This is a genomic window from Nonomuraea deserti (assembly GCF_004348685.1).
GTDB lineage: Bacteria > Actinomycetota > Actinomycetes > Streptosporangiales > Streptosporangiaceae > Nonomuraea > Nonomuraea deserti.
Map to the genome: position 1 here is coordinate 12295 of NZ_SMKO01000124.1, position 16529 is coordinate 28823.

The 16529-nt window shown below is 71.3% G+C and carries 16 protein-coding genes; 4 read left to right on the plus strand and 12 right to left on the minus strand.

Features of this window, described 5'->3' with window-relative positions; genetic code table 11:
- Positions 1-31: 31 nt before the first annotated feature.
- A complete protein-coding gene (locus E1292_RS33365) occupies positions 32-982 on the minus strand; it encodes a TetR/AcrR family transcriptional regulator C-terminal domain-containing protein (protein WP_132600354.1) in 951 nt (316 codons plus the stop codon).
- 109 nt (positions 983-1091) lie between these two features.
- Between E1292_RS33365 and E1292_RS33370 the strand changes: the two genes are divergently transcribed.
- Together E1292_RS33370 and E1292_RS33375 are read left to right on the plus strand one after the other, a co-directional pair.
- Positions 1092-2180, plus strand: coding sequence for an FAD-dependent monooxygenase (locus tag E1292_RS33370; protein WP_132600357.1), 1089 nt, complete (start codon positions 1092-1094; stop codon positions 2178-2180).
- A gap of 28 nt (positions 2181-2208) precedes the next feature.
- Complete coding sequence (locus E1292_RS33375; protein ID WP_132600360.1) at positions 2209-3816, plus strand: DUF2207 domain-containing protein; 1608 nt, start codon at positions 2209-2211, stop codon at positions 3814-3816.
- Between the two features lie 158 nt (positions 3817-3974).
- On the opposite strand, the gene E1292_RS33380 is transcribed toward E1292_RS33375, so the two are convergent.
- Entirely contained in the window at positions 3975-4889 is a 915-nt protein-coding gene (locus E1292_RS33380; protein WP_132600363.1) for an asparaginase, read from the minus strand.
- Positions 4890-4950: 61 nt separating this feature from the next.
- Between E1292_RS33380 and dtd the strand changes: the two genes are divergently transcribed.
- Entirely contained in the window at positions 4951-5376 is a 426-nt protein-coding gene (gene dtd, locus E1292_RS33385; protein ID WP_132600366.1) for a D-aminoacyl-tRNA deacylase, read from the plus strand.
- A gap of 99 nt (positions 5377-5475) precedes the next feature.
- Here dtd and ygfZ read toward each other — a convergent pair whose 3' ends face one another.
- From ygfZ to E1292_RS33405, 4 genes are all read right to left on the minus strand, one after another.
- On the minus strand, positions 5476-6414 hold the full coding sequence (gene ygfZ, locus E1292_RS33390) for a CAF17-like 4Fe-4S cluster assembly/insertion protein YgfZ (RefSeq protein WP_132600369.1): 939 nt from the start codon (positions 6412-6414) through the stop codon (positions 5476-5478).
- A gap of 10 nt (positions 6415-6424) precedes the next feature.
- Complete coding sequence (locus E1292_RS33395; RefSeq protein WP_132600372.1) at positions 6425-6838, minus strand: Fur family transcriptional regulator; 414 nt, start codon at positions 6836-6838, stop codon at positions 6425-6427.
- Between the two features lie 353 nt (positions 6839-7191).
- Positions 7192-7488: a DUF2470 domain-containing protein gene (locus E1292_RS33400; RefSeq protein ID WP_132600375.1), complete on the minus strand. Its 297-nt coding sequence runs from the start codon at positions 7486-7488 to the stop codon at positions 7192-7194.
- A 4-nt stretch (positions 7489-7492) separates the two neighbouring features.
- Positions 7493-7981, minus strand: a complete 489-nt coding sequence (locus E1292_RS33405) for a heme-binding beta-barrel domain-containing protein (protein ID WP_132600378.1) — start codon at positions 7979-7981, stop codon at positions 7493-7495.
- Between the two features lie 38 nt (positions 7982-8019).
- On the opposite strand from E1292_RS33405, the gene E1292_RS33410 reads away from it, so the two are divergent.
- Positions 8020-8382, plus strand: coding sequence for a DsrE family protein (locus E1292_RS33410; RefSeq protein WP_132600381.1), 363 nt, complete (start codon positions 8020-8022; stop codon positions 8380-8382).
- On the opposite strand, the gene E1292_RS33415 is transcribed toward E1292_RS33410, so the two are convergent.
- The 6 genes from E1292_RS33415 to E1292_RS33435 form a co-directional block, all read right to left on the minus strand.
- Positions 8376-9173, minus strand: a complete 798-nt coding sequence (locus E1292_RS33415) for an ArsR/SmtB family transcription factor (protein ID WP_132600384.1) — start codon at positions 9171-9173, stop codon at positions 8376-8378. The two genes, E1292_RS33410 and E1292_RS33415, sit on opposite strands and share 7 nt — an antisense overlap.
- 86 nt (positions 9174-9259) lie before the next feature.
- Positions 9260-9391 (minus strand): hypothetical protein, encoded by a 132-nt coding sequence (locus tag E1292_RS55135; protein WP_281284080.1) that lies wholly within the window; start codon positions 9389-9391, stop codon positions 9260-9262.
- Between the two features lie 218 nt (positions 9392-9609).
- Complete coding sequence (locus tag E1292_RS33420; RefSeq protein ID WP_132600387.1) at positions 9610-10323, minus strand: type 1 glutamine amidotransferase; 714 nt, start codon at positions 10321-10323, stop codon at positions 9610-9612.
- The gene (locus tag E1292_RS33425; protein WP_132600390.1) at positions 10313-11542 is read right to left on the minus strand and encodes a MurT ligase domain-containing protein; all 1230 of its coding nucleotides are present in this window, start codon (positions 11540-11542) and stop codon (positions 10313-10315) included. The genes E1292_RS33420 and E1292_RS33425 overlap by 11 nt, the downstream gene beginning before the upstream one ends.
- 71 nt (positions 11543-11613) lie before the next feature.
- Positions 11614-14511, minus strand: coding sequence for an ATP-binding protein (locus E1292_RS33430; protein WP_246090510.1), 2898 nt, complete (start codon positions 14509-14511; stop codon positions 11614-11616).
- 167 nt (positions 14512-14678) lie between these two features.
- Positions 14679-16529, minus strand: a 1851-nt coding sequence (locus E1292_RS33435) for a hypothetical protein (protein WP_132600396.1), incomplete at its 5' end; no start/stop codon positions are given.

Sequence of the window (16529 nt, forward strand, 5' to 3'; positions counted from 1 at the left end):
GCCCACCGATCTCCATCTGGCCGATCTCCACTCAGCCGATCTCCACGGCCAGGCCGTCGAGCAGCCGGGCGAGCCCGAACTCGAAGAGCCGGTCGAGCCTCAGGTCGAAGTCGCCACCCATCTCGGCCAGCGTGCCGAGAAAGGCGGGATAGCGGCCGGACTCGGCGATCGCCAGCACGCGGGACTCCTGCCCGCTCATCCATTCGGCGTCGGTCATCCCGGTGTCGGCCCGGGCCTGGAGCTCCATGTCGAGGTTGGCCGCGATGCCCTGGACGTAGCTGTGCATCAGGACGATCACGTACATCCTGCTCGTGGCGTCGAGGCCGTCGCCCAGCGCCGCGAGGGCCCATTCGGTATGGCTGAACAGGGCGGGCGAGGGCAGCGGCCGGGTGAGCGGGGAGGTCCTGGCCATCCACGGGTGTTTGCGGAAGGCCGCCCACTGCAGGCGCGCGGACGTCTCCAGGCGGGCCCGCCAGCCGGCCGGCGCCTCCTCGGGCAGCGGGAACTCCCCGACCGCCGCGTCGATCATGAGCGTGAGCAGGTCGTCCTTGCCGCTCACGTGCCGGTAGAGCGACATCGTGGCCATGCCCAGACGGCCCGCGACGGCGCGCATGGTGAGCTCGGACAACCCGTCGGTGTCGGCGATCTCGATGGCCGCGCGCACGATGCGCTCGCGCGTCACGTCATGTCCCGGCAGCGCCGGCCGCTCCGCCCGTCCGGAACGTCCGGATGGCCGCCCATCGCGCGGCTCAGCCCTCGCACGCCCGCGCGGCTCCGCCACGACCGTGCCCACGCGGGGCTCCGCGACCACCACTCCTTCCCTGGCGAGCAGGGCGAGCGCCTTGGAGGCGGTCGCCAGCGCCACCCCCCAGTCCCTGGCGAGTTGCCTGGTAGACGGCACCCGCTCTCCTGGACGCAGCTTGCCGTCGGCCACGCGCCGCTTGATGTCGGCCACGATGCGCGCGTAGGGAGGAGTGGTCATCGAATCTCCTGTCCTAGTACAGATCTTCGCATCATAGCCTTGTGGACGGCTGTATGTACTACGTACATTCAGATGCGTACGTCGTCAACAGCACAAGGGAGCAACTGGCATGAAGGTTCTGGTTTCCGGCGCGAGCATCGGCGGGCCCGTCCTCGCCCACTGGTTGCGGCGGTACGGCTGCGACGTGACGGTCGTCGAGCGCGCGCCCGCCCCCCGCAAGGGTGGTCAGGCGGTCGACGTCAGGGGCGCGGCCATCACCGTGATCGCCAAGATGGGCGTCCTCGACCAGGTCAGAGCCCGGAGGACGACCATGCGCGGCATGTCCATGGTCGACTGCGACGGCAACGAGATCATGCGCAGCACCGAGGGCACGCTCAGCGGCGGCAGCTTCGACAGCCCGGACGTCGAGATCATGCGCGACGACCTGAACGAGGTCCTCATCGGCGCCACCGACGCCGGCTACCGCTACGGCGACTCGATCGCCACCCTCACCCAGGACGCCCAGGGCGTGGACGTGACGTTCGAGAGCGGCGAGCAGGGCCGCTACGACCACGTGTTCGGCGCGGACGGCCTGCACTCCAACGTCAGGCGTCTGGCCTTCGGCGAGGAGTCGCGATTCGTCCACCACCTCGGCACGTACATCTCCTTCTTCACCGCCGACAACTTCCTCGGCCTCGACCACTGGCAGACCTGGCACAACGACGCCGGCATGGGTGCCGCGCTCTTCAACGACCACGACCCGGCCGTCATGCGGGTCGGCCTGGGCTTCTCCGCCGGCCCGATCGCGTACGACCACCGGGACACCGAACGGCAGAAACGGCTCGTCCAGGAGCACTGCTCGGCCATGCGCTGGGAGGGGCCCCGGCTGCTGGAGGCCATGTGGAAGGCCGACGACTTCTACTTCGACGCGATGGCCCAGGTGAAGATGGAGCGCTGGTCGGCGGGGCGGGTCGCGCTCGTGGGCGACGCGGGCTACTGCCCCTCGCCGATGTCGGGGCAGGGCACGAGCCTGGCCGTCGTGGGGGCGTACGTGCTGGCTCAGGAGCTCGCCAGGAGCCCCGAGACGGCCTGCGACCGGTACGAGGAGCGCATGCGCCCGTTCGTGGACCGGAATCAGGCCCTCGCTCTGGAGAACCCCGGCCAGGGTGCCGCGCCGGAGAGCGTTCAGCGAGCGGCTACCAGCATCACGCTGGACTAACAGGTCCGAACCGATACGATTTGCCGCCATGACGGGTATCAGGCTCACGATGGCAGCCCTCGCGGCCACCGCTCTGACGTTGACCGCAGCCCCCGCCATGGCGGCGGAGGCCGGGATCACGGACGAGGTGACGATGACCCTCGGCAAGGACGGCACCCTGCACGTGGTCGAGAAGATCACGGGGGCGTCGGGGGGGCTCAAGCGCACGTTCATCACCAGGACCCGGTACGACGACAACAACGACCGGCTCTACCAGATCTCCAACGTCAAAGGCGGCACCTTCGCCGACGGCGTGCTCACCGTGACGGGCGGGACGGTCGAGTACGACGTCAAGGGCGCGGTGACGCCGTCCGGCAACGTCGAGGAACTGCGCTGGTTCGCGGTGAACGGCTGGAACCAGCAGGTCGCCAAGGCCACGGTCAAGGTGAGCGGCCCCGGCCAGGTGCAGAACCTGTCCTGCTTCGCCGGCGAGCTGACCTCGGCGATCGGCTGCACCTCGGCGTCCATGGACCACACGGCCACCCAGGCGGACTTCGAGCAGGAGAACATCGCGCCGGGCAACGCGCTGACCGTGGTCGTCGGATACCCGAAGGGCTCCAGCTCCGGGGTCCCCATCCTGGAGAAACGGTTCTCGCTGGCCTCCGCGTTCACGCTCGACCTCGTCACCGGCGGCGCCCTGGCCGCCCTGCTGGTCCTGCTGCTCGGCGGGTTCGGCCTGCTGTACTGGACCCGGGGCAGGGACGCCAGGGTCGCCGACCACGAGAAGGACTCGGTGAGCCCGGTACAGAACGGGCACTTCGCCCCGCCCGACGGGGTGCGCCCCGGCCAGATCGGCACGCTCGTCGACGAGCAGGCCGACGTGGTCGACGTGACGGCCACGATCGTGGACCTGGCGGTCCGCGGCTACCTGCGCATCGACGAGCAGCCCCGCCAGACGTACGACGCGCCCGACTGGCTGCTCGTCAGGCTGCCCAACGCGCCCGTCAACGCGCTCCTGCCGTACGAGCGGGCGCTCTACGACGCCATCTTCGACGGCCGTGACGCGGTGCTGCTGTCCCAGCTGTCCGGCTCGTTCACCAGCCACCTTGGCGCGGTGCGCGACGCGCTCTACGCGGACGTGGTCGAGCAGGGCTGGTTCGCCCGCCGCCCCGACACGGAGCGCACCAGGTGGACGACCATCGGCGTGGTGCTCATCGGCGTCGGCCTGGTGGCCACGGTGGCGCTGGCCTGGTTCACGACGTACGGGCTGCTCGGCCTGGCACTGATCATCGCGGGCGGCGCGCTGGCCGTCGGCGGTCAGTACATGCCGGCCAAGACCGCCAAGGGCTCGGCGGCCCTGGCGCACACCATGGGCTTTCGCGAATATCTCTTCTCCGGAGAGCTGGGCGACGTGCCCGAGCAGCACAGGGTGGAGCTGTTCTCCCGCTATCTCCCCTATGCCGTGATCTTCGACGGGGTGGAGCACTGGTCGCGCGTGGTGGCCTCGGTCACCGGCAACGGCCACCAGTCGGACAACCTCTACTGGTATCACGGCCCCGCCGAGTGGGACCTGTCCAAGTTCGCCGGCTCGATGCGCACGTTCACCACGACGACCTCCGGCGCCATCTCCGCCAGCCGCCAGTTCCGCACGCTCTGACGCGGCGCACCGTGCACGCTCCGGCGCCGTAGCGGACGCCCGCACGTCGCTCTGACGCGGCGCACCGCACATACTCCGGCGCCGTAGCGGACTCCCGCACGTCGCTCTGACGCGGCGCACCGCACATACTCCGGCGCCGTAGCGGACTCCCGCACGCTCTAGCGCAGGCGGACCCGCAGCTCGCCGACCGGGCGGCCGCCGCCGAGCACCGCTGGGGCGCCCAGCTCGGCCAGTTCGGGCGCGTCGAGGCCGAGCGAGCGGAGCGCCGCCACGGTGACGGCGACGCGGGCGCGCTGCGAACCGTCCTCGACCTTGACGGTGCCCGCCCGCCCGTCCTCGAACACGAACGCGTCGAACGCCTCCGCCCCCGCCTTCACCACGAGCCCGGGCAGCGCCCGCATGAGCGTGGCTTCGGGGCGGGTGGTGCCGGAGGTCCACTCGGGGTAGGTGCGCATCGCGTCGAAGATCTTGCGTTCGTACGAGTCGGGCGACGACAGCGCGTACGCACGGAACGCCTTGGTCACCCCGAGCATCGACACGAAGTGCAGCGGCGCCCCGCACCCGTCCACGCCGGTGGCCGCCATCCGCTCCCCGGTCAGCTCCTCCATCGTCTCGCGGATCGTGCGCTGCAGCGGATGCCTGGGCTCCAGGTAGGTCTCCGTCGGCCAGCCGTTCGCGACGCAGGTGGCCAGCATGGCGGCGTGCTTGCCCGAGCAGTTCATGTGGACGCGGCTCCGCTCGGTCACCGTCCTGTCGAAGGGATGGTCCTCGGGGCAGCGCAGGGCCGCCTCCTCCAGCCCCGCCCCGGCGAGGATCTTCCTGACGCCGTCGACGTGGAACGGCTCGCCCGAGTGGGAGGCGCAGGCCAGCGCGAGAAGCTCGTCTTCGAGGCGCAGGCCGGCGCGGAGCATGCCGAGCGCCTGCAGCGGCTTCAACGACGAGCGCGGCGAGGCGGGTACGTGCACCGCGCCGCGGGTCTCGGCCAGGCGCCCTTCGGCGTCCACGGTCAGCATGCGCGCCTGGTGCGTGGACTCCACGAACCCCGACCGGACGACTTCCACAACCACCGACATGTCGCGACCCCTTTCCGGGACGAGTCTACGAACGGTTCTTCCTGGTCCAGAATGGATGTCCATGCGAGCAGTCGTGCAACGAGTGAGTTCGGCATCGGTCGAGGTCGACGGGCGGACGGTGGGGGCGGTCGCCGAGCCGGGCCTGCTCGTCCTGGTGGGCGTCACCCACACCGACACGCGCGCCGAGGCGGCCAGACTCGCCGCCAAGCTGTGGGGCCTGCGCGTCCTGCACGGCGAGAAGTCCTGCTCCGACGTGTCGGCGCCGCTCCTGGTGATCAGCCAGTTCACGCTCTACGGCGACGCGCGCAAGGGCCGGCGGCCCACCTGGCAGGCCGCGGCTCCAGGACCGGTCGCCGAGCCGCTGGTGGAGGCCGTCGTCGCCGAGCTGCGCGCGCTGGGCGCCCACGTGGAGACGGGGGTCTTCGGCGCCGACATGAAGGTGGCGCTCGTCAACGACGGCCCGATCACGCTCGTGCTGGAGGTCTGAGCCCTCAGACTGGAGCTGACCCCTCGGCCGCCCGCCCCCGGACCCGCCGGTCCCCGAGACCTCAGCCTCCGGAGCGGCGGGCCCCCGACGGGCCGGGGTTCAGCGGATGCGGCGGCGCAGCGACGGGTCGATGGTGACGTTGCGGCCCGCGTCAGGCGGCACGATGACCTCCTGCGCGGCGGCCACCCCGCCGGCCAGCAGCGACGCGTCCACCGGCACGGTGCGTTTGACCACGGCCAGCGCGATCGGGCCCAGCTCGTGGTGGCGCGCCGCCGTGCCGATTACGCCGACCTCCTGGCTCTCGAAGATCACCGGGGCGCCGTGCGGGGGCAGCGTGTCGACGCTGCCGTCGAGGTGGAGGAAGACCAGGCGGCGCGGCGGGTGCCCCAGGTTGTGCACGCGTGCCACGGTCTCCTGGCCGCGGTAGCAGCCCTTGGTCAGGTGGACGGCCGCGCCGATCCAGCCCACCTCGTGGGGGATGGTCTTGTGGTCGGTCTCGAACCCCAGCCGCGGCCGGCCCGCCTCGATCCGGAGCGCCTCATAGGCCCACAACCCGGCCACCGGCCTGCCCAGGTGCTCGTGCAGCTCGGGCCTCGGCACCAGGAAGTCCTCGCCGGCCGTGGACAGCACGGCCAGGTCGTCGACCCGCGACACCTCGACGCGCAACATGAACCGCATCCGGTCGAGATAGTCGATCAGGCTCTGGGCGGTGCCCGGCTCGACGTGGGCCAGCACGCTCTCGCCGTCGTCGACCAGCGTCAGGTGGTGCTCGACGCGGCCCTGCAGGTCGAGGTCGAGCGTCTGGGTCCACTCGCCGGGGGTCAGCGCGTCGAGCTTCTGCGAGGTCAGGTCGTTGAGCCATTTCAGCCGGTCGGCGCCCGAGACGCGGATCACCTCGCGGTTGCTGCGGTCGACGACCGCCTCGCCCTTGGCCAGCGCGCGCTGCTCGGCGAACAGGTCGCCGTAGTGGGCGGCTACGTCGGAGTCCGGCTCGTCGGCGGCGACGGCCCCGGGAAGGTCGAGCAGAGGGCTACGCATGCCCTCCAGGCTATCGGCAGTTGCGGCAGCGTCCGAAAACGGTCAGGTGGTGCACGTCGGCGACGAACCCCAGCTCGTCGTCCAGGCCCTTGACCAGCCCGTCGGCCATCTCGGGACGCACCTCGATCACCTCGTCGCAGCCCCGGCACACCAGGTGCACGTGGTCGGCCTCGGCGGCCAGGTGGTAGGTCGGCGCGCCGTGGCCGAGATGCGTGTGGGTGACCAGGCCGAGCTCTTCGAGCAGTTCCAGCGTGCGGTAGACCGTCGAGATGTTGACGCCGCGGGCCGTCTCACGGACCTTGACGCAGATCTCCTCCGGCGTGGCGTGCATCAGCTCCTTGATCGCTTCGAGGACGAGCTGGCGCTGGGGAGTCACCCGGTAGCCCTTGGCGCGGAGTTGCTCGTGCCACTGCGTCTCCGTCATGTCCCGAGTGTAAGGCGCGTGGCCGCGACCTGCTGGCGGACGGCCGGACGAGGTCGGGCCGATATTCGCTTGCCCCTTTCGAGCCGGAGCGCATAGCTTCGTTGGTACGCGGAAAGGAGGTGGTCCAAACAATGGTGATTCATAGTTGGACTAGCGAGGTGGTTGTCCGCTAGCGCCGCGGACTGTTGTCTCGTGGCGTTCGCGAGTACGAGGCAACCACCGGGGCCCCTGGCAGCCGGAGGGCGGGATGTCATCCCGACCATGGTCCATCCGGCCCGCCTGCTCGGCAGGCGGAGCGTCGCCCGGGGCCCTTCTTCATGTCCGGGCCCGGATCGCCCGCCCGGACACGCGGGTCAGTGCCGCCCCCGGGCCGGGATGCCCAGCTTGTCGCACGCGTCGCGATAGAGGCGCACGACGGCCATGCGCACCTCGGAGCGCTCGGTCAGCGTCTCGCCCCACGGCACCCGCACCCGCTCGCCGCCGTCCACCGTGAACTCGATGCCCTCGGCGTCGACGTCGCTCGTCACGGCGGTGGTCGCCTCCGGCCGGCCCCCGAGCCCGCGTACGATGATCAGCGCGTCGTCGGGATGGTCGTCGTTCATGTGGCTCTTGATCGCCTGAACGGCGGCGGGAGTGAATGGCGTGCTCATCGCCTCAAGCTACCTTCTTCAGCTCCGCCGACATATGGTCCGTGAGCGGGTGTCCGACGGCGGCCATCTCGTAAGCCCACATGAGGTTGCCGTTGACGAGCCCGTAGAGCCGGTGACCCGCGGTGTATTCCTTCGCCGAGGCGGTGCGCGCGACCACGTCGGTGTACAGCTCGATCTTGTGGAAGACGACCTCGCCGACGTAGACCTCGACGATGCCGGTCGGGTGCGACAGCACCACCTCGATCTGCCTGTCGGGCTGCGGCCGCCAGTATCCCGACTCCGTGGCCAGCGGCCTGACCCGGTTTCCCGCGTCGTCGAGCAGCCACGTGCGGCTCACATACGTCAGGAACGGCTTGCCGTTGTGCCCGAACTCGATCTCCTGCCCGAAGTTGAAGCTCTCGATCGTCGGATAGCCGCCCACGCCGGCGCCTTCCCACCGCCCCAGCAGGAACGCGATCGGCTCCAGGTCGGGGTGCACCTCAGGTTCTTCCATGCTCCCCAAGGGTAGTAGGGAGCGTTAGGGTGACGGGCATGGCACGATCTCTGGTGATCAAGGTGACCGCGGGAACCGACGCGCCCGAGCGCTGCAACCAGGCGTTCACGGTCGCGGCCGCCGCGCTCGCGAGCGGCGTCCCCGTTTCCCTCTGGCTGACCGGCGAGGCGTCGTGGTTCGCGCTGCCGGGGCGGGCCAAGGAGTTCAGCCTGCCGCACGCCGCGTCCCTCAGCGACCTGCTCGACGCCGTGCTGGCCGGCGGCCGGGTGACGCTCTGCACGCAGTGCGCCGCCCGCAGGGAGATCACCGTCGACGACCTCATCGACGGGGTGCGCATCGCGGGGGCGCCGGCGTTCGTCGAGGAGGCGGTCGCCGAGGGAGCCCAGGCCCTCGTCTACTGACCGGTCCCCGCGGGGAGCGGCTCGCCGGTCTCCAGCAGGGTCTTGAGGCTGCTGACCAGCTCGGGCCAGCCGTCGCTGACGGCATCGCGCACGGCGCTGTCCGGCGGGAAGCCGCCGTGCACGACGGTCAGCTTGACCATCTCGCCGGCCTGCCCGATCTCGAAGGTCACCGTCGACCTGGGCTCCGCGGCCATCTCGGCGCGCTTCTCGCCGCTCAGGCCGACGCTTTCCGCGAACTCCGGCGTGAAGGTGTGCCACGTGTAGGCCAGCCGGCGCGGCGGGTCGGCCTCCAGCACGACCTGTTCGGGGTCCTCCATCGTGACGCCGAGCTGCTTCCAGGTCACGGTCGATCCGACCGTCCAGTCGGATTCGAGCTCCACGCCCCAGTAGCGCTTGGTGAAGGCGGGCTCGGTCAACGCCTGCCAGAGGCGTTCTGGTGTGGTCTTGATGTACGTCGTGTAGACGAAATCGTGGCTCGTCACGGAAGTGCTCTCCAATGCCGTCTTGAGGTCGGTCAGGGCGCCGGCCCGGTGGCGGTCGTACCTGTTGATCCAGCGGTCCGCGATGGCGTTGATCGGCACGGCGTTGAGGTAGTGCAGCTTCTCCCGGCCGCGCCACACCGTGGTCACCAGGTTGGCCGCCTCCAGCACGGCCAGATGTTTGCTGACCGACTGCCTGGCCATGTCGAGCTCGGCGCACAGCTCGCGCAGGGTCTGCCCGCTGCGCGAGTTCAGGCTGTCCAGCAACCTGCGCCGGCTGGGGTCGGCCAGCGCCTTGAACACCTCGTCCATCTACCGCCATCCAGATTCATGCAGCCTGCTGGCTGCCTTTCCACGATAGGCAGCTAATTGGCTGCATGTCAATCGCCGTACCCGCGTCAGAAGTGATCGGGCACGCGGCGCAGCACACGTGGCGGCGGCTCCAGCAGCCCTCGCCCCCAGCCGAGCAGGGGCGTGCGGGCTTCCTGGACGCGCACCGCCATCTCCCTGCCGGCCTCGGTCAGGGTCAACTCGACGCGCCTCGCCGGCGGCCGGAGTACGCGCGGCGGCACCGCCGCGTGACGCCGCGAGGGCAGGTGCGGGTCAGGTGCCGGCCGCGGGAGTCGGGCGCCGGACTGGCCGGCCCCGCTCCAGTCGCGCGTGGGCGTCTGCTACCCGGTCGCGAGGCCGCCACGGGAGATCCGCGGAAGGGCCGTGCTGCTGACGAACTGACCCGTTGCGGTGGACGTCAGTCCGGCAGGACGGCCGCGAGGCGTTCCTGGCGGAGGGCTTCGTAGCGGGAGTCGTCGAGCGGCGCCAGATCGCCCGCGCACCACGACAGCAGCAGATCGGCCAGCGCAGGGTTGCGGGCCAGGGCGGGCCCGTGGAGGTAGGTGCCGACCACGTGCCCGGTGTAGCACCCCTCGAAGCCGTCACCGTTGCCGATGCCCACGAGCGTCTTGGACAGGGGCTTGACCCCCGGACCGAGGTGGGTGACGCCCATGTGGTTCTCGAAGCCGGTCAGCGTGGGCAGGTTGAGCGCGGCGTCGACCTCCGCCACCAGCTCGCCCACCGCTCGCGCGGGCCCGCGCGAGCTGGAGATGTCGAGCAGGCCGATGCCGTCCACCGGCTGGCCTTCCTCGCCGCCGAACGTGCTGCCCATGATCTGGTAGCCGGCGCACACCGCCAGCAGGACCGCGCCGCCGGCGATGGCGCGGTGCAGGCCGCCGTCCCTGCGCAGGCGCTCGGCGGCCAGGATCTGGGGGCGGTCCTCGCCGCCGCCGATGAGGTAGAGGTCGCCGGTCTCCGGCACCGGATCGGCCGAGCGTACGTGGACCGTCTCCGTGTCTATGCCGCGCAGCCGCGCCCGCCGCTCCAGGACGAGCACGTTGCCCTGGTCGCCGTAGGTGCTCAGCAGGTCAGGGTAGATCCAGACGATACGCAGGGCGCTGTCAGACGGCACGACCGAACTCCGATCGGATCTGCTGGAAGGCGGTGTAGTTGGCGATCACGTCGACCCGGCCGGGCGGCTGCATGGCCAGCGCCTCGTTGAACGTGTCGCACAACATGAACGGCACGTCGGCCACGTCGAGCCGGAGCGCCAGGTCGAGGCGGCGCTGGCCGGTGACGAACACGGGCCGGCCGCGCAGGATGCGATAGTCGACGTCCCACAACCACGAGGTGTCGCGGCCGTCGGGGCCCTGGGCGTTGACCGCCAGGATGATCGGCAGCTGCGGATCGGCGACGTCGAACGCCTCCAGCCAGCCCGCCGGGTTCTTCGACAGCAGCAGCCGCGCGTAACGGCCGTCACGCTCGACCGTGGTGTAGCGGCCCGCGACCGAGGTGACCTCGCGCAGCCGGGGCAGCGCCCGCTCCACCGGCACCCCGAACGCGTCGGCCACCGCCAGCGCCATCACGGCGTTGGAGCGGTTGGCCGCGCCGGGCAGCTGGATGTCGAGCAGCCACCGCTCGCCGTTGGGGTCGATCGCCACGTCGTCGTCGACCGCCCACTGCGGCTCCGGCCGGTGGAACGTGCACTCGCGGCACGCCCAGTCGGCGTCCTTGCGGTCGAGAGGGCCGCCGCACTCGGGGCAGCACCAGGAGTCTTCCTTCCACCGCTGCCCCCCGGCGACCCAGGTGACCTTGGCGGCCGTGGAGGCGCCCCAGGTGACGAGCGGGTCGTCGCAGTTGGCGATGACGTGGGTGGGTTTGCCCGACAGCGCCCTGCGCCACTTCTGCGCGAGCAGCCAGATCTCGGCGGCGCGGTCCATCTGGTCGCGGCTGAGGTTCATCAGGCAGACGACGCCCGCCCCGGTGGTGTCGAGCACCTCGGGCAGGTATTTCTCGTCGACTTCGAGCACGCCGTAGGGGGCGCCCTTGTGCTGGGAGAGCGCCGAGACGTGGCCGGCCGGCATGTTGGCCCCGAACGCGTTGGTGGCCACCTCTCCGAGCTCCAGGAGCGCCGAGGTGACCAGCCTGGTCGTGGTCGTCTTGCCGTTGGTCGCGCTGATCAGCGCCAGCTTGCGGTCGCGGGCCAGCTTGCGCAGGAGGTCGGGCTCCAGCAGCAGCCCGACCCGGCCACCGATCACCGAGCCGTCACCGCGCCCCGTCATCCTGGACAGCGTGGCGGCACTGCGGCCCAGGGCACTGGCGAGCTGCGCCCGCAGAGGAAGCTGGGTCATGTGCATGGATCCTAGTCGTGGTTGGCCCCTTCGCCGCCTACGCGGCGGAAAACGCGGCCGGGCAGCGCACCTCAGGGGGTCGGAATCGGGGCAGGGGACGCGGCCGGGGATTCGGCGAAGGCGATCTCCGGGACGCCGCCGTGGTCGAACGGCAGCACGAAGCGGCGCGGCCACGAAAGCACCCCTTCCAGCCATCCGGCCCCCATGGTCTGCGCGACGTGCCGGAGCCGGGCCGACGACTCGATGCCGATGGCGACCGTCATGACGTCCCGCTGCACGGACTCGTTCTCGTCGTCGCCGAGGATCACCCGCCACGCCAGCTCACGGTTGCGGTCCACCTCCATCGACAGCGGGTGGTGGCGCAGGGCCTTGGCCCGGTGGCCGAGCAGCTCGGCCGGCGCGAGGTCGCCGACGCCGTTGCCGTTCGCCTGGCGGAAGAGGGCGTACTCCATGGGCGGCGCCGGGGTGCGCAGGTCGGGAGCCGGGCGCCCGTACGGGAAGAGCCGGTCCACCTCGTGCAGCCAGCGCACCTGCGGGATGACCCACGACGCTCCCGGCCGCTCGCCGCCGTTGTCGAGCGCGGACAGCAGCCGCGTGGCCGTCTCCGCGGCCTTCTCCGTCAGCAGCGCCGGGTCGAACCAGCTCCGCAACGACCAGGCGCGCCGCTGCACCGACCGCTCGATCAGGGTGGCCAGCAGGCACTCCCTGCGCCGCGCCGGCAGGTCGGCCCAGGCGGCCGACAGCGCGCGCGGCACGCCGGGCAGCGGCCGGTTGCTGACGAACGCGAGCACGACCGTCTCGCACCAGATGCGCAGCCAGGCCCACTCGGGCGCGTCGGCGAGCACGTCGGCCTCCCGCAGCTCGACCAGCGTGCACGCCTGCCCGGTGCGGCACTGCTTGCCGCAGGCCGCCGACCTGCGGCCGCGGATGGGCGGCGGCGGTCCCGGCACGACCTTCTCCCTGGACTCCCCCAGCGGCACGCGCACCCGCAGCGGCCGGTCCATGCCGTCCGCGAAGACGGCGGCCGAGCCGGGCTGGAGCGAGACCACGTGACGGGACTGCTCGTCGCTGAGGTTCATGGCGGCGCCGACGAGCTTCCTGTCGTCCTCGGCGGGCAGCCGGTGCACGACCTTCAGCGCGGTGTTCTTGACGACGTCGGAGATGAGCTTGGTCGGGATCTGCTCGGCGACCACGATGCCCTCGCCGTACGCCCTGATCTCGGCGAGCAGGCCGGCCAGCAGCTCGACGGCGTGGGTGGAGGCCCGGCCGTGGCCGCGGTCGCGCAGCAGCCGGTGCGCCTCCTCGATCACGATGACGTGCCGCAGCTCGGGCGACTTCTCCCGCCTGGCCCGCATGCGCAGGTGCTCGACGATCCTGATGATCAGCGTTCCCATGAGGAACGCCTTGTCCTCGTCGTTGGCGACGTCCTCGATGGCGAGCACGACGTCACGCTCCAGCAGGCCGCCGATGTCGGCGGGGTGGCCGCCCTCGAAGAAGCGGCCGGCCGAGCCGACACGCAGCGAGCGCAGCCGGAGCGAGATGAAGCCCTCGACGTCGGCCTGGACCTCGCGGCCGTAGCCGATCTCCTTGATGACGTCCATGGCGTGCTGCTGGAGTTGTTCGAGGGTGGGCACGCTGGGCGGGACGTTCGCGCCGGGGACGGCGCCGCCCGTGACGACGTCCCAGCCGGTGGCTTCGTAGACGCGCTGCAGGGCCAGCGACATGATCTGCGGGAACGGCTCCTCGGCGTCGAACGCCGCCATGAAGAGCGCCCTGACCATGTCGATGTGGGCCTGCACGGGGTAGCCGGGCTCAGGTTCGAGCGGGTTGATGCTGAACGGCACGCCGTCGGGCGCCGACGGGTTGATCACCGTGAGGGGGTCGTCGATCCGGCCGGCCATGGCGGCGTACTCCGACTTGGCCGGTTCGATGGCCAGCCAGGGGATGCGGGCCCTGCTGAGCTGCTCCAGCAGGTGCCTGACGGTCTGCGACTTGCCGGATCCGGTCGCGCCCGTGATGAACGCGTGCCGGTTGAGAGTGGCCAGCGGCACCTGGAACGTGCCGACGCCCCTGTCCTGGCCGTCGAGGATCTCGCCCAGCTCCAGCTCGCCCGCATCGGCCTCGGACGTCACGTCGAAGAAGCCCGAGTCCAGCACGCGCACCCCCGGCACCTCCCGCCGGGGCAGCCCGGCCAGCGCGGCCAGCGCGCCCGCGGTCGCGGCGAACGGGGCCGCGGCCCCGTCGGCCGGGTCCTGCATGGTGATGGCGAGGGCCTCCGACAGCGCGTAGACGGCGCCGTGCGAGCTGCGCAGCCGGTACGGGTGGTGGCTCATCTCGACGGACCCGACGAGCACGGGTGCGATCTGCCGCAGCTCGTCGGCGGTGGCACCGCCGGCCAGCACGCGCACGTTCCAGAGCCCCGCCTCGCGGAAGGCGTCCAGCTCCTGCATGCGGCGCTCGGCGCGCTCGGCGTCGAAGCGGGAGCGCTCGGAGGCGTCGCCGTACTGCCTGAGCACGTTGAGTTGAGTACGCAGGTGCGCCACCTCGGCGTCGAGCAGGTCGGTCGGCTCGGCCACCACCAGCCACGCGAAGGGCCGCGACATCAGCGTCACCAGCGTCGACTCGAACAACGTCGGCCGTTTCAGCTCGTCCGGGTCGAGCTCGGAGAACTCCCGCCCCCTGCTGCCCAGCGGCGGCGCCTGCCGCCCCGGGCACGGCGTCCACACCAGGTCCGCCAGGTCGGCGAGGTACTCCTCGTCGAGTTGCACGCCGCGCGCTCCGCCAGGGAACAGCAGCGGCTGCGGCCCGCTCGGCCGGCCGGGCGCGTCGGTGGACCTGCGCGGCTGGCGTGGCGGCGACAGCGGCCCCGCGTTCGTGATGAGTTCCAGCGGCGCGCCCGACCCTCTGGACAGCCACCCGATGACGAACGGCCGGTCGCGCTGCGCCGCCGACAGCACCGCGGGAAGCACGGTGACGAAATCCCATTCCGCCGACGAGCTTCGCGAGGGTGCTGCGATCGACTGGATTCGGTACCAGGGTCCGCTCAGCGAGACGCTCGGCTGCATTTCATTCCCCCACAGACGGTTCTTTGTTAAATTCCGTCAACCGTCAGCTCGTCGCCTTGACATTGACCATGTCATTGCCTGCCCTTGCGCCAGTCCAGGCGTGGCGGTGGTGGCCCGAGGTTCGGCGGAGGCTCTTCGTCGCCCTCCTGCGCGTGCGGGTCGAGCGCCAGCACGGCGTCGCGCACGTGCTCCAGCTCGCCGAGAGTGGTCTTGGGAAAGGCCAGGATGGCCGGATTGGCGTCGGCGAGGCGGACGCGCCTGCCCTGGGCGGTCGCGTCCGTGACGATCACGGACGTGGTGGGCAGCTGCTGGAGCTGGTGCGGCTCGACGAGGAACTCGCGCGAGCGCTGCAGCACCCGCTCCTTCTCCGAGATCTTGTCGGCGGTCCTGCCCCACTCGGTCGACTCCGTGATGTCGCCGGCGAGGTCGTGACTCTCGTCGCGGTCGTCCCTGGCGTCCTCCACCTGCGCGACCGTGGAGATGTAGCCGCCGTCGAGCCCCGGCAGCGAGTCGCTGATCGTCTCGGTGAGCTGTGCCAGCTCCAGCCGGTGCTCGGTGCCGACGTGCTCGCTGGCGACCCTGGCGTCCTCGGCGTTGCCGAGCCGCATGAACGCCACCGCGGCGTGCCCACGGCCCAGCCGCTCGCGTACGGTCGGCGTGAGCGACCGGTAGGTCAGCACGAGCCCCGTACGCGAGGTCTCGCAGGCGTCCATCAGCCGGTCGAGCACGTCGCCCCTCAGCTTGTCCGCGCCCGCCACGATGATCGTGTGGTACCAGGGCCGGTCGGAGGCGGGCGACTGGCGCAGGATGTGGGTGAGCGCGGTGGCCACGTACGTGCCGAGCACCCGGTTGCCGAACACGCCGGCCTGGCGGTCCATGCTCACCACGCGGAGCCTGGCGGGCGGCAGGCGTACGGCCTCCGTGCCGAGCGACTCCAGCTTGCGCAGCTGCGACTCCAGCGCCCAGGCCCGCTCGATCACCACGCGGTCGCTCACCCCGCGGCCGAACAGCGTGCCGATGCGCTCCAGCTGCGTCGCGGTGATCAGCCCGAACCTCAGGTCGTCGCGCGGGTCGCCCACCTGCGCCAGCGCCCGCAGCGCGGCGGTGACCTGGCTGATCGTGGCGTTCTCCCCGAGCACTTCGAGCACCCGCTCCAGGATCGCGTTGTCGAAGCTGAGGTCGCGCGTGCTGCGGTGCTCCTCGCTCACGCTCACCACGTGCGCCAGCACGTCGGCGAACGCCTCGGGCTTGAGCGTGGCGCCCAGGTCGAGCTTGGGCAGGTCGACGGGGAGCACCCAGACCAGCGGGTCGTCGCCGCCCTTGCGGGCCAGCTCGATCAGGTCCTTGGCGATCGCGCCCTCGGACAGGTCGAGCACGGTCAGGTGGCCGCCGCTGTAGAGGCGGGTCGCCCCGAGCAGGGTGATCAGCGCCGACCACCCGGGTAACGTGCCGCCCGCCACGTCGATGCGGTCGAGCTCGTCGGGCACGGCGACGGCGTACCAGGTGAGCTGCTTGTCGTGGCGGTCCTTCGACTCCTGCCACTCGCGGTAGCGCTGGGCGTGCTCCTCCTGCGCGCGGAACAGCTCCTTGTCGCGTTCGCGGCGCTGCCGCTCGTCCTTGGCCTGCTGCTCCAGCACCCGGTATTTCACCGCCCTGTCGCCCTGCAGCAGCGCGAAAGTGCAGATGCCCGCCACGCCGCCGGCGGCCACCACGCCGAGCAGCGCGAACGACCACGCGAGGTAGCCCGCCACCGCGGCGGCCAGAATCAACGCGGTCACCACCAGCATGAACGTGCGGAAGAGGCGGACAGGCCGGTTGAGCATGTCCTCCTGGAGGCGCTCGCGACGCAGGATCTCGAGCCTGGCGGGGTCGTCCTCGTCGGCGGAGGGCTGCTCCTCGACGGGGGACGGGCGCCTCGGGGG

Excerpts from the sequence above, each read along its gene's own strand:
- E1292_RS33405 (WP_132600378.1), bottom strand. The coding sequence starts at position 7,981 with ATGGAAGAACCTGAGGTGCACCCCGACCTGGAGCCGATCGCGTTCCTG.
- ygfZ (WP_132600369.1), bottom strand. The coding sequence starts at position 6,414 with ATGCGTAGCCCTCTGCTCGACCTTCCCGGGGCCGTCGCCGCCGACGAG.
- E1292_RS33400 (WP_132600375.1), bottom strand. The coding sequence starts at position 7,488 with ATGAGCACGCCATTCACTCCCGCCGCCGTTCAGGCGATCAAGAGCCAC.
- E1292_RS33410 (WP_132600381.1), top strand. The coding sequence starts at position 8,020 with ATGGCACGATCTCTGGTGATCAAGGTGACCGCGGGAACCGACGCGCCC.
- E1292_RS33415 (WP_132600384.1), bottom strand. The coding sequence starts at position 9,173 with ATGGACGAGGTGTTCAAGGCGCTGGCCGACCCCAGCCGGCGCAGGTTG.
- dtd (WP_132600366.1), top strand. The coding sequence starts at position 4,951 with ATGCGAGCAGTCGTGCAACGAGTGAGTTCGGCATCGGTCGAGGTCGAC.
- E1292_RS33375 (WP_132600360.1), top strand. The coding sequence starts at position 2,209 with ATGACGGGTATCAGGCTCACGATGGCAGCCCTCGCGGCCACCGCTCTG.
- E1292_RS33365 (WP_132600354.1), bottom strand. The coding sequence starts at position 982 with ATGACCACTCCTCCCTACGCGCGCATCGTGGCCGACATCAAGCGGCGC.
- E1292_RS33425 (WP_132600390.1), bottom strand. The coding sequence starts at position 11,542 with ATGACCCAGCTTCCTCTGCGGGCGCAGCTCGCCAGTGCCCTGGGCCGC.
- E1292_RS33380 (WP_132600363.1), bottom strand. The coding sequence starts at position 4,889 with ATGTCGGTGGTTGTGGAAGTCGTCCGGTCGGGGTTCGTGGAGTCCACG.
- E1292_RS33395 (WP_132600372.1), bottom strand. The coding sequence starts at position 6,838 with ATGACGGAGACGCAGTGGCACGAGCAACTCCGCGCCAAGGGCTACCGG.
- E1292_RS33370 (WP_132600357.1), top strand. The coding sequence starts at position 1,092 with ATGAAGGTTCTGGTTTCCGGCGCGAGCATCGGCGGGCCCGTCCTCGCC.